Annotated in this window: 18 protein-coding genes; 8 read left to right on the top strand and 10 right to left on the bottom strand. The window is 64.5% G+C overall.

Annotation, left to right across the window (positions count from 1 at the left end):
- Positions 1–31 precede the first annotated feature (31 nt).
- A complete protein-coding gene (locus AC3A4M_RS17315; protein ID WP_498737233.1) occupies positions 32–715 on the bottom strand; it encodes an NADPH-dependent F420 reductase in 684 nt (227 codons plus the stop codon).
- 180 nt (positions 716–895) lie between these two features.
- Between AC3A4M_RS17315 and AC3A4M_RS17310 the strand changes: the two genes are divergently transcribed.
- Positions 896–1,792 (top strand): glucose 1-dehydrogenase, encoded by an 897-nt coding sequence (locus AC3A4M_RS17310; protein WP_498737231.1) that lies wholly within the window; start codon positions 896–898, stop codon positions 1,790–1,792.
- Between the two features lie 15 nt (positions 1,793–1,807).
- Here AC3A4M_RS17310 and AC3A4M_RS17305 read toward each other — a convergent pair whose 3' ends face one another.
- Positions 1,808–2,140, bottom strand: coding sequence for a hypothetical protein (locus AC3A4M_RS17305; RefSeq protein WP_498737230.1), 333 nt, complete (start codon positions 2,138–2,140; stop codon positions 1,808–1,810).
- Between the two features lie 256 nt (positions 2,141–2,396).
- A complete protein-coding gene (locus tag AC3A4M_RS17300) occupies positions 2,397–3,161 on the bottom strand; it encodes a hypothetical protein (protein WP_498737228.1) in 765 nt (254 codons plus the stop codon).
- Between the two features lie 238 nt (positions 3,162–3,399).
- Here AC3A4M_RS17300 and AC3A4M_RS17295 point away from each other — a divergent pair, with 238 nt between their 5' ends.
- From AC3A4M_RS17295 to AC3A4M_RS17265, 7 genes are all read left to right on the top strand, one after another.
- On the top strand, positions 3,400–4,047 hold the full coding sequence (locus AC3A4M_RS17295) for a dTMP kinase (RefSeq protein ID WP_498737226.1): 648 nt from the start codon (positions 3,400–3,402) through the stop codon (positions 4,045–4,047).
- 98 nt (positions 4,048–4,145) lie between these two features.
- Positions 4,146–5,354, top strand: coding sequence for an MFS transporter (locus AC3A4M_RS17290; RefSeq protein WP_498737224.1), 1,209 nt, complete (start codon positions 4,146–4,148; stop codon positions 5,352–5,354).
- A 137-nt stretch (positions 5,355–5,491) separates the two neighbouring features.
- Positions 5,492–5,806 carry a PRC-barrel domain-containing protein gene (locus AC3A4M_RS17285; RefSeq protein ID WP_498732197.1) on the top strand — a complete coding sequence of 105 codons (315 nt, stop codon included), beginning with the start codon at positions 5,492–5,494 and terminating at the stop codon, positions 5,804–5,806.
- Between the two features lie 48 nt (positions 5,807–5,854).
- Positions 5,855–7,249, top strand: coding sequence for an extracellular solute-binding protein (locus AC3A4M_RS17280; RefSeq protein WP_498737223.1), 1,395 nt, complete (start codon positions 5,855–5,857; stop codon positions 7,247–7,249).
- A gap of 13 nt (positions 7,250–7,262) precedes the next feature.
- Positions 7,263–8,222 (top strand): carbohydrate ABC transporter permease, encoded by a 960-nt coding sequence (locus AC3A4M_RS17275; RefSeq protein ID WP_498737221.1) that lies wholly within the window; start codon positions 7,263–7,265, stop codon positions 8,220–8,222.
- Positions 8,222–9,154: a carbohydrate ABC transporter permease gene (locus AC3A4M_RS17270; RefSeq protein WP_498737219.1), complete on the top strand. Its 933-nt coding sequence runs from the start codon at positions 8,222–8,224 to the stop codon at positions 9,152–9,154. The genes AC3A4M_RS17275 and AC3A4M_RS17270 overlap by 1 nt, the downstream gene beginning before the upstream one ends.
- 32 nt (positions 9,155–9,186) lie before the next feature.
- Entirely contained in the window at positions 9,187–10,113 is a 927-nt protein-coding gene (locus AC3A4M_RS17265; RefSeq protein WP_498737217.1) for an aldo/keto reductase, read from the top strand.
- Positions 10,114–10,124: 11 nt separating this feature from the next.
- Here the strand turns inward: AC3A4M_RS17265 and AC3A4M_RS17260 are convergent, their stop codons facing one another.
- The 7 genes from AC3A4M_RS17260 to AC3A4M_RS17230 all read right to left on the bottom strand — a co-directional run bounded on the left by AC3A4M_RS17260 (position 10,125) and on the right by AC3A4M_RS17230 (position 14,589).
- Positions 10,125–10,979: a DNA-3-methyladenine glycosylase family protein gene (locus AC3A4M_RS17260; protein ID WP_498737216.1), complete on the bottom strand. Its 855-nt coding sequence runs from the start codon at positions 10,977–10,979 to the stop codon at positions 10,125–10,127.
- Positions 10,980–11,372, bottom strand: a complete 393-nt coding sequence (locus AC3A4M_RS17255; RefSeq protein WP_074701012.1) for a universal stress protein — start codon at positions 11,370–11,372, stop codon at positions 10,980–10,982.
- Between the two features lie 208 nt (positions 11,373–11,580).
- Entirely contained in the window at positions 11,581–12,183 is a 603-nt protein-coding gene (locus AC3A4M_RS17250; RefSeq protein WP_498737214.1) for a DNA-3-methyladenine glycosylase I, read from the bottom strand.
- A 32-nt stretch (positions 12,184–12,215) separates the two neighbouring features.
- Positions 12,216–12,887, bottom strand: a complete 672-nt coding sequence (locus tag AC3A4M_RS17245; protein ID WP_498737212.1) for an alpha-ketoglutarate-dependent dioxygenase AlkB family protein — start codon at positions 12,885–12,887, stop codon at positions 12,216–12,218.
- Positions 12,884–13,501: a methylated-DNA--[protein]-cysteine S-methyltransferase gene (locus tag AC3A4M_RS17240; RefSeq protein ID WP_498737211.1), complete on the bottom strand. Its 618-nt coding sequence runs from the start codon at positions 13,499–13,501 to the stop codon at positions 12,884–12,886. The genes AC3A4M_RS17245 and AC3A4M_RS17240 overlap by 4 nt, the downstream gene beginning before the upstream one ends.
- The gene (locus AC3A4M_RS17235; protein WP_498737209.1) at positions 13,498–14,046 is read right to left on the bottom strand and encodes an RNA polymerase sigma factor; all 549 of its coding nucleotides are present in this window, start codon (positions 14,044–14,046) and stop codon (positions 13,498–13,500) included. Before AC3A4M_RS17235 ends, AC3A4M_RS17240 begins: the two co-directional genes overlap by 4 nt.
- 42 nt (positions 14,047–14,088) lie before the next feature.
- Complete coding sequence (locus AC3A4M_RS17230) at positions 14,089–14,589, bottom strand: methylated-DNA--[protein]-cysteine S-methyltransferase (RefSeq protein ID WP_498732188.1); 501 nt, start codon at positions 14,587–14,589, stop codon at positions 14,089–14,091.
- Positions 14,590–14,602: the final 13 nt, after the last annotated feature.

Genomic DNA, 14,602 nt, shown 5'->3' with positions numbered 1-14,602 from the left:
ATTGGACGGTCGCGGCATTTGCCGCGGCCGTTCACTCTTTCCTGACGATCTTGATGTTGAAGTCCGCGTGGCCCAGTGCACCCATCAGCCGCAGCCACAGCGGCAGGTACATCTCCATGCCGCGCGCGGACTCCAAGCCGCCCAGATCCAGGATGTCCTCGGCGGGCCAGCCCAGCTGACGCAGGAGCCCGGTGACCAGTGCCTTCGCGTCGGCGTCGTCTCCGGCGACAAACACGTTGTGCGGTTCCGGCAGCCGGGCCGGGTCCACCATCAGCATGTTGTTGACCGTGTTCAATGTCTTGACTACCTTGGCCGCGGGGAAACGGCGCTGCAGTTGCTCGGCCAGGCTGTCGGTGTTGCAGATGGAGAGCGACGGCGGAAACCCGGAGGAAGGGTCCAACGGATTGGAGACATCCACGATGGTCTGGCCCTCCCGAGGGCCGACTGCTTCCAAAGCCGCAAGCGATGCTGCGCCCTGGGTCGCATTCACGATGACCTCCGCGTGGTTACCCGCTTCTGCCAGCGGAACCAACGGGATGCCGGAATGGTCTTCGTGCCACGCGCTGATCGGGGGCGCGCCCGTGGCGGATGCTTCCGTCCGGGCAAGGGTCTGCGCCGGGTCGCGGCTGCCGAGCAGCACCTCATGGCCGGCCCTCTCCAAGGCTGCCGAAAGTCTGCGGCCAACGGCCCCGGTGCCGATGACGGAGATCTTCATGGCCAAACGGTAGACCTGCCGTCCACGCGGGGTCAATGGAATAGTGGACCGGCGCCGGCGGTGCTTTCTGCTGGCGGCCCCGGCGTCTGTCTCTCTGGGGAGCGTTCCGGGATTGACACCCGAACTGTGACCAATAGGCTGGTAAGCAAGCTTAGTTTTTGACTACCGATTGGAGCAGTAATGGGCCAGGACCAGTACACCTTCCAAGATCCCGTCAAGCGTTACCCCAGCATCGAGCCGCCCAAGCAGGACCAGCCGGAACCCGGGCTGGACAAGGAGCTGGAGCCCCAGACCGATCGCGGCGAAGACACCTACCGAGGAACGGGCAGGCTGAAGGGCCGCAAGGCGCTGATTACGGGCTCGGATTCCGGCATCGGTGCGGCGGTGGCGATTGCCTTCGCGCGTGAAGGGGCGGACGTAGCCTTGTCCTATCTGCCGGAAGAGGAGGAAGACGCCAAGGTCGTGGCCCGGGTGATCGAAGAGGCTGGTCAGAAAGCGGTCCAGCTGCCGGGCGACCTGACCGATTCAAACACCTGCCGCGAACTGGTCACGAACGCAGTGGAAGGCCTCGGCGGCCTGGATATCCTGGTGAATAACGCCGGGCGGCAGATCGCCGTCGAGAAGCTTGAAGACCTCAGCGACGAGCAGTTCGACAAGACCTTCATGACCAACATCTATGCATTCTTCTGGATCACGAAGGCGGCCCTGCCGCACCTGCAGCCCGGCTCCAGCATTATCAATACGACGTCGATCCAGGCCTACCAGCCCTCGCCGACGCTGATCGACTATGCGGCCACCAAGGGAGCGATCAATAACTTCACTAAGGGCCTGGCCCAGCAGTTGGCGCCGCGTGGCATCCGGGTGAATGCCGTTGCCCCGGGGCCGTTCTGGACTCCGCTGCAGGTCAGCGACGGACAGCCGAAGGAAGCCCTGCCGAAGTTCGGCAAGTCCACGCCGATCGGCAGGGCAGGGCAGCCTACCGAGCTCGCTCCGGCCTATGTGTTCCTGGCGTCGTCGGAATCCAGCTACGTCATGGGCGAGACGCTGAACGTTAATGGCGGCTCGCCCTCGCCGTGACCGGCGGTGTGCGGGCTAGTAGGTGCTGAGGTACTGGGCGGCTTCGGTCAGGCCGAGCTGTTCGCCGAACTGCACCATGGCCAGTACGGCGCCGACCATGAGGGCGCCGAGTCCGGCGCATGCCGCGGTCATGATGCCGAGGACCTTGCGGTCCTCCGAGGTCAGGCTCGTCCGATCCGCCGGCAAAGCCAGATCCGCGGCGATGAGGTTCGGGGCCCGGTCCACGGTGCCGTCATCCAGAACGGCGATCACCGAGTTCGAGTGGCGGTCCAGCCGCATGGACGCAATGCTGCGGCCGTGCCGGGCCAGCAGGATATCGTGACCGACGCGCTGACGAGTGCGAAGCATATTTCCTCCGGGAAAATAGGGTGCCTGAAAAGGCGTGAAATGAAGTGTGAAGTAGGCGGGCTTACACGATCTGTGGCCCTGATTCAATTTTAGTTAAGGCGGCCTGACACAACTGACCAAAACGAGGTGAATCCGGCCACCACAGCGGGTGAAGTTGGCCTCATGGGACCGTGACCTCGGCCATCAAGTGCAGGGGGAACGACAGGTTTTGGCGTGCCGCTCACCAGATGCGGCAGCCAGGGTCCCCGCCGGTTGCTTAGGAGGCGATGTCCCGCCGGTCTTGGGGAGGATGTGGAACCGCGGCGGAAGCCGGCGGCCTGCTAGGCATCGGAGGCCGCCGCACCGGGAGGGATGTGCGTGCGGATGCAGGTCCTGCCGGCCTGGCGACGGGAGGCTGAATCCGGGCAGCTTCTGCGCGGGGGAGCGGGCCGACGCCTACCAGGGGAGCGTCCTTGCGTTGGAGGCCCAGTATCGTGCGTGCGATCTTGCGTCCGGCGAAACTCCGCCCCATGCCGGTCGCCTGTCGCACCAACCCGGCAGCGGACCGGGCCGCCCATCCGGTAAGCCGTCCGGCGGCAGCAAGCAGCCGGACGCGAAGAACTGGCAGCCGCCCTGAAAGATGGCCGCGGATGACGTGCAACGATAAACCACCGGGCCAAAGCGGGCCGCCGGAGCGAAGCATGCCGGTTTTGCTGCGGACCTGCCGCAGTACAAGGGCGACGGCCTCGCTCGTGCGCTCCTGTGTGGTGCTGTAGGCGGCCGCGCGCTGGGACTTGTCCGGCCAGTTGGCCAGGAGGACCATGATGGCGGTCAGGGCAACGAGCAGGGACACCAGGACGAGCACGGCGCCGCCATAGAATGCGACGACGATTGCTTTTGGTGACTGGAAGATAGCGGCGATGAACTCGGCACTGCCGAGCAGGAGCCAGAGCCAGAATGCCCCGACGGCAAGCAGTGCTATGCCTGCACGTCTGAACTGCCGCAGCGCCTCGCGGGCGCGCCACGATTCGTCAGCCTCCACGCAACCTTCCCCCAACTCAGGCCCCGTATCGGGGCCGCCCAGGTTGATCATAGTTGGGCTAGGGTGATAACCGCGGCAGAATCGCAGTGGCGCGCCGGTGTGTCGTACGTCCCCGTCTGGACTGTTTCTGCTACGCGCAGCCTGAAGGAATCATCAGCAACCACTCAGGAACCACACAGACTCTGCCTATGGAAACCAGCTAAAGTAGATGCTCCGCCCCGGAAAGGAGCCACCGCCAATGCCCGCACGCCATCGCCAATCAGCGCCATTGCGAATCGCGTTGATTGGTATCGACGGCGCCGGAAAAACGACGGCGGCGCGTTACCTGGCGGACCAGCTCACCTTGGGTGGGGCGCAGGTGCGGCTGTGCCGGAACCCGGGCGGGCGCAGGACGCTGGACACTTTTGCCCGCCGGCTCGGTAGCAGCGCGGAAAAGATGCTCGGCGCCAGGTTGCTCAGCCGCTATGAAACGGTGGTCCGGGCCTTCGCCCTGCTCGGCAGCCTTGCCTCAATGGCTCCTGCCGACGTCGAAATCCACGACCGGTACCTGTACTGCCAGTTGGCAGCGAACGCGAAACGTGGCGTCGCACCCGGACTCTTGCTGCGCCTGCTCCGGAAGTTCGTTCCCCGGCCCGACTTTGTGCTTTATTTCGAGATTTCTCCCGCCCGCGCACTGGAGCGCATCGAGGTCCGTGGCACCGATACCGAAACGCTGGAGGACCTGCGGGACCTGGACGCGGCTTACCGCAGCTTGACGGACTTCGGCAGCTTCCGCCTGGTGCAGGCCGACCGGCCGGTGCAGGACATCCACCGCCAGATTGAGGCGATCTGCAGGCCCGCACTCACGGCCGGGCAAGAGGTCTCGGCACCTGCGAGCCGGACCTAAGCGTCAAAGTCATGCCGCCGCGGGGAAGGGCAGGCAGCGGGCGCGATAACCTGCAGAGGGAGCGGCAAGGCTCCAGTCGAGCAGGAGACCAAGTACCTATGACCAAGCAGCCCACCGGCGCCTTACTGTTTGTCCTCAGCTGCGCCATGGGCGTGGGCCCGTTGCTGAACTACGGGCTGAGCGCCACGAGCCCGCTGATCATCACTGATCTGGGCATCAGCGAGTCACAGTTCGGCCTGCTGGCGACGGCAATCTTCGCCAGCGCCGCTGTCTGCAGCATGTGGCTGGGCCGGCTCAGCGACCGCATTTCCAACCGCGCGCAGTTGATCCTGATCTTCGCCGGTACCGCGGTAGCCCTGGTGATAGCCTCGCTGGCGCACCACTACCTCGTCCTGCTTGTCGCCGCGCTGCTCGCCGGTCCTGCCCAGGCCATCTCGAACCCCACCACCAACCGCATCATCATCCACCATGTGGCGGCGACCAAACGTCCCGGCTGGATCGGTGTGAAACAGTCAGGCGTGCAGGGCAGCCAGCTTTTCGCCGGCCTGTTCTTTCCTCCGGTTGCGCTGTGGCTGGGCTGGCAAGGAGCCACCGCGCTTGCCGCAGTCGTCGCCGTCGGGCTGTTGTTGTACGGCCTGCGGCACCTGCCGGAGGAAAAACCAATAACGACGGCGACTCCCGGCCGCGCAGCTGCTCCGCCGGCCGGGGCGGAAACCAGGGGATATCCGCTGGCCGTCTGGCTGTTTGCCGGCTACGCGTTGCTGACCGGGCTCGGCATGCAGGCCACCAACGTGTACCTGCCGCTGTTCACCGTTCGCGAGCTGGACTTTTCGCTGCTCCTTGGCGGCGTGGCCGCAGGCGTCTCCGGTGTGGTTGGGGTGACATCGCGCATTCTGTGGGGCCGCGAGATGGCCAGGGGCAGGCGGGCATCAACCCTGCTGATCCTGCTGGGGCTCGGCGCGCTGCTCGGTGCGGCGGCGCTGCTGGGGGCCGGCGAATTGGGCAGCCCGCTGTTGCTCTGGCTTGGCGTCGCCCTGCACGGGGCCACGGTGCTGGGGACCAACGTGGTGGTGATGGCCGGCGTCATGAAGGTGGTGCCCGCGGCGCGCGTAGGTTCTGCTTCGGGCGTGGTCTCGATGGGAATGTATGCCGGGTTTGCCGCAGGCCCGCTGCTGATGGGTCTGCTGCTGGAAGCCAGCGGCACTTTCCGTCCGGGCTGGATTCTGGTCGGAGCCGGCTACCTGCTTTGCGTCCTGCTGGCCATGGTGCTGCGGCGCCACGGCAATCGGCACGGCGTCCCGAAGTAACGGCCCGGTAACACTCCTGCGGTCCCGCCGGGCCGCCGGTCGGAAGGTAATTGACAAGTCAAACGCCACTGCTAAGTTCTTGGATAAGTTTACTTTCTGAATTGGAAAGCATGCTGTCCATCATGAAGGAGCATCCGATGACGCAACGGCAGGATATCCACGAGCTGCAAGACGCTACGGCGTGGGACAGCAAGGACCACAAGCTGGGTTTGGTGGGACAGGTCCACCGCGACAAGGACACGGGCCGGCTGGCATGGATTACGGTGGCGCTGGGGCTGCTGGAAACGCGCGAACACTTCATCCCGCTCGCCGGGGCAAGAGTTGAAGGCACAAACGTCCACGTCGCGTACGACCATGACACCATCAAGGATTCGCCGGAAATCGACATCGAACCGGAAAAGGGTCTCTCTCCCGATGACGAGGCGAAGCTGAACCGCTACTACGGCCTCTAACTCCGCAGTGCACGGCTTCCAGCATCACTTCTCGAAGGAGAGAGGCGTATGAAAAAAACATTCCGCACCGCGGGCCCCTTCGCCGCTGCCGCCGCAGCGGCGCTCACGCTGAGCGCCTGTGCCACCGGCACCGGCGGCGCAGAAACGGAAACCGACGCGGACTTCGGTGCGGATACGGAGGTCGCCGGCGAGTTGAGCGTCATGGGCTTCGGCGCCAGCGACGACGTCGCCGAAACCCGGCTGGAGGCAACCAAGGAGGCGATGCCGGAGGTCGAGGTGAGCCTGGTCGAGGGCGATCTGGACATTCAGCAATTCCTCTCGGCGGTGGCCTCCGGGCAGCCGCCCGAACTGATCTACGCGAACAGGGACCAGTTGGGCACGTTCGCTTCCCGCGGCGCGATCATCCCGCTGAACAGCTGCATTGACGGCGAGGGAATCGCCATTGAGGACTTCCGCGAGCCTGCCATCGGGCAGGTGACCTTCGAAGACCGGATCTACGGCGTGCCGGAGTTCAACCAGGTCCAGATCATCATGGCCAATGCCGGACTGCTCGACGACGCCGGAGTCTCGCTGTCCGACGTCGATGGTTCGGACTGGAACAAGGTCACCGAAGCCTCTGCCAAATTGTCCAAGAACGACGGCGGCAAGCTCTCGGTCATCGGGTTTGACAGCAAACTGCCGGAATTTCTGCCCCTGTGGGCCAAAGCCAACGGTGCGGATCTGATCTCGGAAGACGGCCGTACTGCCCAGCTGGATGATCCGAAGGTGGTCCAGGCGCTGGAGTTCGCCGTCGGTATTTACGATGACCAGGGCGGGTTCAGCGCCGTCAAGTCCTTCCGTGATTCGGCGGACTTCTTCGGTTCCGGGAACCAATTCGCCAGCGACAGCCTCGGCGCGATGCCGATGGAGCAGTGGTACGTCAACATCCTCAATGATGTTTCCCCGGACGCTTCCCTGGCCTTCACTACGGTCAAATCCAAGGAAGGACAGCCGATCAGCTTCGCCAGCGGTTCTGCCTGGGCCATTCCGGCAGGCAGCGCAAATCCCGAAGCGGCCTGCCGCTTCATCAAGACGATGACCGCTACGGACACCTGGATGAAGGCTGCCCAGGCCCGCTCCGACGCACGCGCGGAAGAAGGCAAGCCCTTCACCGGCCTGTTCACGGGCAATGCCGCCGCCGACGAGAAAATCAAGGCGGAGTTCGTCAAGCCCGCGGACGAGGCCAAGTGGGATGACGCCATCAACGCTTCCTATGAGGCCAATGAGAATTCCTTCTCGCTGCCGGCCAACCCGGCGGACGCCGAGTTCAAGACCGCGTGGCTGGATGCAGTGAACCGCGTGCTTAACGGGCAGGCAGAACCGGCCGGATCCCTGCAGCAGGCGCAGGAAGAAGCACAGACTGCCCTGGACGCCGCATGGGAGCAATGGGACCAGAAAGAGTAGCGGGAATATCTAGATGACAGCCACTCCGCTTCGGCCCGCCACCCGGGTCAAGCAGCGGTTGCGCCCGGCACAGCGCCGCAACCGCCGCCGGAACCTCCGGTCCGCCTTGCTGTTCATCAGCCCCTGGATCATCGGGTTTCTGGTCTTCACCCTGTGGCCGGTGCTCTACAGCGGCTATTTGTCGCTGACCGACTATGACGTCATTAACGACCCGAACTACGTGGGGCTGGACAACTTCCGCCAGCTCCTGGCGGACCCGAAGATTAGCCTCTCGTTGTGGAACACGTTCATTTACACGGTGTTTTCCGTGCCGGTCCACATCGTAGTGTCGCTGCTGCTGGCCATGCTCCTGAACCGGATTTCCGGCCGGGCTTCGGGATTCTTCCGCACCGTGTTCTACCTGCCCAAGATGACTCCGCCGGTGGCTATCGGCATCCTCTTGCTGCTGCTCTTCAACGGGCAGAACGGACTGGTGAATACCGTACTGGGCTGGTTCGGCATCAACGGACCGGCCTGGACCACTGATCCGGCCTGGATCCAGCCCGGCCTGATCATCATGAGCCTGTGGACGCTCGGGGCATCCACCATCATCCTGCTGGCCGCACTGCAGAATGTCCCGCAGGAACTATACGATTCCGCCCAGGTGGACGGTGCCAACAGCCGGCAAACCACGTGGAAGATTACCCTGCCGATGATCAGCGGCAGCCTCTTTTTCCTGACCATCGTCAACACCATTGCCGCGTTCCAGACGTTTACCGAGGCATATACGGCGTACTTTGGTTCGGGCAATTCCACGTATTCCAACGACGCTGCACTGTTCTACGCCATCTACCTCTTCCAGCAAGCCTTCGAATTCCTGCACATGGGCTACGCCTCCGCGATGGCCTGGGTGCTCTTTGTCATCGTGCTGGCGGTGACGGTCGTCCAGATGGTGGTGGGCAAACGCATGGTGTACTACGAAGGGGGCCAGTGATGGCCCGGACCCAGCTGGAACGGGTCCAGCCTGTCCAGCCGCCGGCAATTGAGAAGGAAAAGGAAGCCGGGGAGCGCAAACGCCAGCGGAGGCCGCGCCGCCGAAGTAGCCCGCTGGCCCGGATCCTGACCTGGGCCGCGCTGGGTATTGCAACCGTGCTGTTCACCTATCCGCTGCTGTGGCTGGTCAGCGCGTCCTTCAAGCCACGTTCGGACGTCTTCGACAACAAGCTCATTCCGGAAACCTTCACATTCGAGAATTACCTGACCGTCTGGCAGGAGGCGCCGCTGGCCTTGTGGCTGGCCAATACCGCCATTGTCACGGTGCTCTCCGCCGTGCTGGTGACCATTTCCAGCGCCATGGTGGCCTGGGGCTTCGCCTACTTCCGGTTCCGCGGACGCAACGCACTGTTCGGCCTCGTGCTGGCCACCATGATGCTCCCCGGCGCGGTGACCATGATCCCCACCTTCCTGATCTGGAACGGGCTGGGGCAGGTAGGGACGCTCACTCCGCTGTGGGCCGGCAACCTCTTCGGCAGCGCCTTCTACATCTTCCTGCTGCGGCAGTTCTTCCTGGGCCTGCCGCGGGAATTGTTCGAAGCGGCCCGCGTGGACGGCGCCAACAACTGGCATATGTTCAGCAGGATCGCGCTGCCGCTGTGCAAACCGGCGTTGATAGTGACCCTGCTGTTCGAGTTCCAGGCGGCCTGGACAGACCTGATGCGGCCGCTCATCTACCTGCGCGACTCGTCCACGTTCACGGTGCCGCGCGGTCTGAAAGCGCTGCTGGATCAATTCGGATTTGGCGGCAACTGGCACTGGGAAATCGTGGTGACCGCCAGTGTGATCACCACGGTGCCGATGATCATTCTGTTCTTCCTTGGCCAGAAGCACTTTGTCAAAGGCATCGCCACCACCGGCAACAAGGGCTGATGCCGCCACACCGGCGCACATGAAGAGGAGCAATGAAACAACGGGAGCTTGGCAAATCCGGACTGTCAGTGTCAGAAATCAGCTTTGGCGCCGGCGGCTACTGGGGCATGAAGGCTTTCAGCGAACGGCAGGCGGCGCGTCTGGTGGAGCAAGCCCTCGATGGCGGCGTCAACCTTTTCGATACCGGCCCCAACTACAGCCGCGGCAACGCTGAGGAGCGCCTGGGCCGCATTCTCAAAGGCCGGGGACGGGACCTCATCATTTCCACCAAGGTCGGCTCCCTGTGGTCCGGCGGGCGCAATGTGAAGGACTTTTCGCCGCGCGTCCTCGAGCGGAGCCTGCAGGAGAGTCTGAGGCGGCTGCAACTGGAGCACCTGCCGCTGCTGCACTTCCATGGCTATCCCCACCCTGCCGATCCAGCCATCGAAACAGTTCTCAAGCTCAAGGACAGGGGCATGATCGGTGCGCTGGGCCTATCGACGGGAGCGGGTGGCGCGAAACGGGCGCTGAAGCTCGGCATCTTCGACGCCCTGATGCTTGAATACAACCTGCTTGACCGTTCTCTGGAGCCGCTCATCACCAGGGCAGGGGCGGCAGGCATGGGGATCATAGTCAAGTCCCCGCTGGCCCAGACTTTATACTCGAGGAACATCTTTAGGCTCTCGAAGCCCAGCGACGTGTGGTATTTGGCCCGTGCCCTGAAAAACCATCGGCCAAAGTTCATCCATGGTCGGAAGTTCCGGTTTATCAACGACATCGAAGGGCTCCAAGCCAGCGAGATAGCACTGGCCTTCGTGCTCAACAATAAGAACGTTACCAGCGCCGTCGTGGGCACAGTCAGGCCCGAGCACCTGAAGATCAATCTCGGCGCGGCGGAACTCGAACTCCCGAAGGAACTGCTGCGGCGCATCGAGGAGGCCGGATCGCGAGGAGTTCGTGCTGGCTCCACCGGCGCCTAATGTGGACGCCGTCAGGCAATATAGGCAGCGGCAGTCCAGAGCTGGAAGACAGCGTAGGCACGCAAGGGACGCCAGGCTTCGCCATGGGCGCGGACCTCTTGGACTGAGCTGGCACCGAGGGCACGTTTGAGTACCAGATCGCCCTCCGGATAGGCATTGCGGTCTCCGAGTGCACGCATGGCCAGATAGTCCACGGTCCAGGGGCCGATGCCGGGCAACGCCAGCAGGCGCCGGCGGATCCCGGCATGGTCGCCGGCCGGATCAATGGCCAGGCCGTCGGCACAGGCTACTGCCAGGGCATGGACTGTGCGCGAGCGGGCTCCGGTGAGCCCGACTGCCTGCTGGATCCGTTCGGCTCCGGCACCTGCGAGGGTGGATGGGGCCGGGAACAGGTGCAGGCCGGCGCGTCCGGGACTGCCGAAAGCGCTGAGGAGCCTGCCGGCAAAGGTCCGTGCGGCCGCAAGCGAGACCTGCTGGCCGAGGACCGTGCAGACGGCTCCTTCGAAGCCGTCCAGGTAACCGGGAATCCGAAGGCCCGGCCGCGCCGCGAGGAGCGGACCGACCAGCGGATCCTGCCCCAGTACGCCGCGGACCGTTTCCGGGTCCGTGTCCAGATCAAGCCAGCGCCGCACCGCCGTCGTTATTTCGGCGATGGTGGCGGGATCACCGGTTTCCACCGCCAGCGACGGGTCGCCGGGGCCGAAGCGCACAGTCCCGGCGACCGGGCCCGACGATGTGGCGAAGATCCGTGTATGGGTGCCGGCGTCGAGGTCCGTTGTTTCGAGGCCCGGCACGGCATGGGCGGCCAGGGCCGCCAGCGCCGCACCGGCGTCGTACGGAGGCAGGACCTCCAGTGCAACCTCCACTTAGCGGGCTTTGACCGCCAGCACGGGGCAGTCGACGGTGAGCAGGATTTCCTGGGCGGTGCTGCCCATGATGAGTTTGCCGACCGGAGTGCGCTTGCGCAGGCCGATGACCAGCAGCGATGCCGGCAGGCTCTCGGCCAGTTCCTGGATCTCCTCCACAGCGTCCTTGCCGCGGACAAACTGCTTGAATTCTGCGTCCAGGCCGGAATTGTTCAGCTCGCGGGTGACCCATTCGGCGTCGTGTGTATCTGCCAGCGAGGAGTCTTTATGCGGGCCCCCGGGGCTGGCGTTGACAACGACCAGCTTCTCGTTCTGGGCGGTGGCCATCTGGATACCTTTGGACAGAGCGGCACGGCCTTCCGGACGCGGCGCGTAGGCGACAAGTATGGTCACGACTTCTCCTTCGAACAGCACGTGTCAACGTCTTGCCCGGGCGGCATCGTTGCCGGCCGGCAGATGCGGGCGCGGACACCGGCATCTGCAATCATTGTGGCATGCGGCTGTCAGGTCCGTGATTCGGCCGGAAATTGTGACGGTTCCGCAATCCGCGGCTCGGGCGAAAGCTCGGTGCGGTCTTTCCGTCTGCGTGCAAGGCGGCTTTTCAGCCCCAGATTCCGGAGCTGCCGCGCCGGTGGCTGTCCACCAGGTGGGTGTCGATCATGCCGATGGCTTCCATCAGCGCGAACATGGTGGTGGGGCCGACAAAGGCGAAGCCTCGCTTGCGCAAGGCCTTGGACAAGGCGATGGACTCCGCGGATGTGGTCGGGACCTGCTCTATGCTTTTGGGCGCCGGAGTAGCATCCGGTTTGAAGGACCAAACGAACTCATCCAGCCCGCCGTCATCGCGCAGGGCGATGGTCGCCTTGGCATTGGTGATCGCGGCGGTGATCTTCGCACGGTTACGCACAATCCCGGCGTTCCGCATCAGGCGCTCGACATCGGCGACGCCGAAAGCGGCAACTGTGTCCGGATGGAAGTCCTTAAAGGCCTGGCGGAAGGCCGGACGCTTGCGCAGGATGGTGGCCCAGGACAGCCCGGCCTGGAATCCTTCCAGACTGATCCGTTCGTAGATGGCCTGCTCGCCGTGGACGGGCATGCCCCATTCGGTGTCGTAATACTCGCGCAGCATCGGGTCCACCGCGGCCCACGCCGGTCGGGCCAGCCCGTCCTCGCAGAGCACGACGCCGGAAGCTAGTTTTTCCATGGGTTCGATTATCTCCTGCCGGTCCGGGTGCGTCAGGCCAGGCCGGTGACGCGCATGGTGAGGTTCAGCCGGCCCGATGCCAGTCCGCAGGCCGGATCGGCGGTACCGGGGTAAATCTTGGGTACACCGTGGTACGCGAAGCGGCTGGGACCGCCAAAGACAAACAGGTCCCCGGAGCGGAGCCTGAGATCTGTGTACGGTTTGGTGCGGGTCTGCGTGTTGCCGAAGCGGAAGAGGCAGTCGTCTCCGACGCTGAGGGAGACCACGGGCAGGTCCGTTTTCTCATCTTTGTCCTGGTGCATGCCCATTTTGGCCGTGTCGTCGTAGAAGTTGATGAGCGCAGTGTCGGGGTTATAGGCAGCGCCTGCGGACTCCGCCGCAGGACCGAAGGCGTCCGCCAGTGCCTTGCGTCCCCACTCGGCCAGCCACTCCGGGAACTCAAGCACGCGGCCGCCGCCGGCATCCTCGGCCACGCGGGAATACTTGTAGGGCTGCCAGTGCCACCCCAGGCACACGGTTTGAACGCTCATCTCATGCCCGCCTGGCAGCTTGGCCGCGCGGAAGGGCACCGGCCCGCGTCCCCACATGCGGCAGGCTTCCACCAGTTGGGCCTGCTGTTCCAGGCTGAGCCAACCGGGCACATGGACGGCGCCGGGAGCGACCTCCACGGGTTCCGCCGGGACGGGGTCGAAGAGCGCGTTCAAGCCGCTGCCTCCAGGGTGAGCAGGATCTGCTTGGCTTCAGTGCCGCCCAGATAGCCACCGAAGCTGCCATCGGAGCGGACCACCCGATGGCAGGGAACCACGACCGGCAGGGGATTGGTGCCGCAGGCGGTGCCGACCGCGCGGACGGCCTTGGGGTTGCCAGCAGCCGCGGCGACCTGGGCGTAGCTTTCGGTCCGGCCATAGGCGATCTGCGGCAGGTGGGCGAGCACGTCACGGCGGAAGCCTTTGGCCAACCGCCAGTCCAGCGGCAGCTCGAACTCCCGGCGGTGTCCCGCGAAGTACTCGTCCAGTTGGCGCACAGCTGTCTCCAGCCGGGCCGGGGAGTGCAGGATGCGGGGGCTGATTTTGTCCGCCAGCTGCTCCAGCACGGCGTCGTGGTTTTCCCGGTCGAAGGCGACACGGACCAGGCCCTGGTCCGTGGCGGCCAGCAGCAATTTGCCGATGGGAGTGTCCAGAGTTGTGTAGGACAAGTCCAGCAAACCGGCTTCGGCGGCAGCGGCCGCCAGCCGTGACTGCAGTGCGCGGAGCGCGGCAGGATCAACGGCCCGCAACGGGGCCAGCAGGATGGAGGACTCCGGTTCAACGGTGCTCATCGGGCCTCTCCTTTCGGAACGGAAATGCTGGTGGAGGCCGGCGCGGAACCAACCGGAACGGGAACTGGAGCCACGGACACTGCGGCAGGAACCAGATAAGTCCGCCGCAGGTTCTTGATGCCGTCCGAGGCCGCACGCCGGACCGCTTCCGGTGTCGAACCGGTAATGGCGGCAACCTCTCGGTGGGGCAGGCCGGCCAGATAGTGGTACGCGATGGCCTCACGCTGCCGGTCCGGAAGCGCCTTCACCGCATCCCACAAATCCTGGGACTCTTCCGGCGGATCTGCGGACGGACGTTCGGGCAGCTCTTCCACCGGCAGCGGATTACGCGCCCGTTTCCGGGTGACGTCAACGGCTTTGCGGTGTGCGATGGTTACCAGCCATGCCTCCGTATTGGCCGATTCGGGCAGCTCGGGATAGGCCTTGAGAGCGGACAGGAACGTTTCGGACCAGGCATCCTCGGCCTCGTCCGGTCCCAGTACGGCGCGGCAGACCCGCAGGACCATCGCGCCGTGCTCGGTGACGAGCTGCTCGAAGGGTTTCATGCTGTGTAGACGCTGCCGGAGTACATAATGTGAGGTTACGTCCTAGAAAAGTTTGGCGGCCTTGATTTCCACAGGCTCCTCCAGCTCAAGCAGGAACCTTTTGCGCTCAAGTCCGCCGGCATAACCCACCAGCCGGCCGTCTGCTCCTACAACCCGGTGGCACGGCACGATAATCGAGATCGGGTTGCGGCCATTGGCGTTGCCGACGGCCTGGGCAAGATGAGCGTCACCGAGTTCCCGGGCTAGCTGGCCGTACGAGCGGGTCTGGCCGTACGGAATCCGCCGCAGCAAATCCCACACTTTCTGCTGGAACGCATCGCCCTTGGGGCTCAGCGGCAGGTCGAACTCGGTGCGCTCGCCGGCAAAATACTCCGACAGCTGGCGTTTGGCTTCGGTAAACCCCGCGTCCACGCGGGGACCAAAGGCTTCGGCATCCGGCATTCGTTTATGGGCAGGAAAATATGCACCGGTCAGGGAGCCGTCGACTGCCACGAGGGTGAGCTCGCCGATGGGAGTGTCGATTACGGAATGCACTGCAGGCATGGGAGCGCTCCTT

It is taken from the genome of Arthrobacter sp. Soil_C_60 (assembly GCF_057656375.1).
The sequence above is the reverse complement of the archived record's forward strand: the minus strand, read 5'-3'. Positions and strand labels throughout refer to the sequence as shown.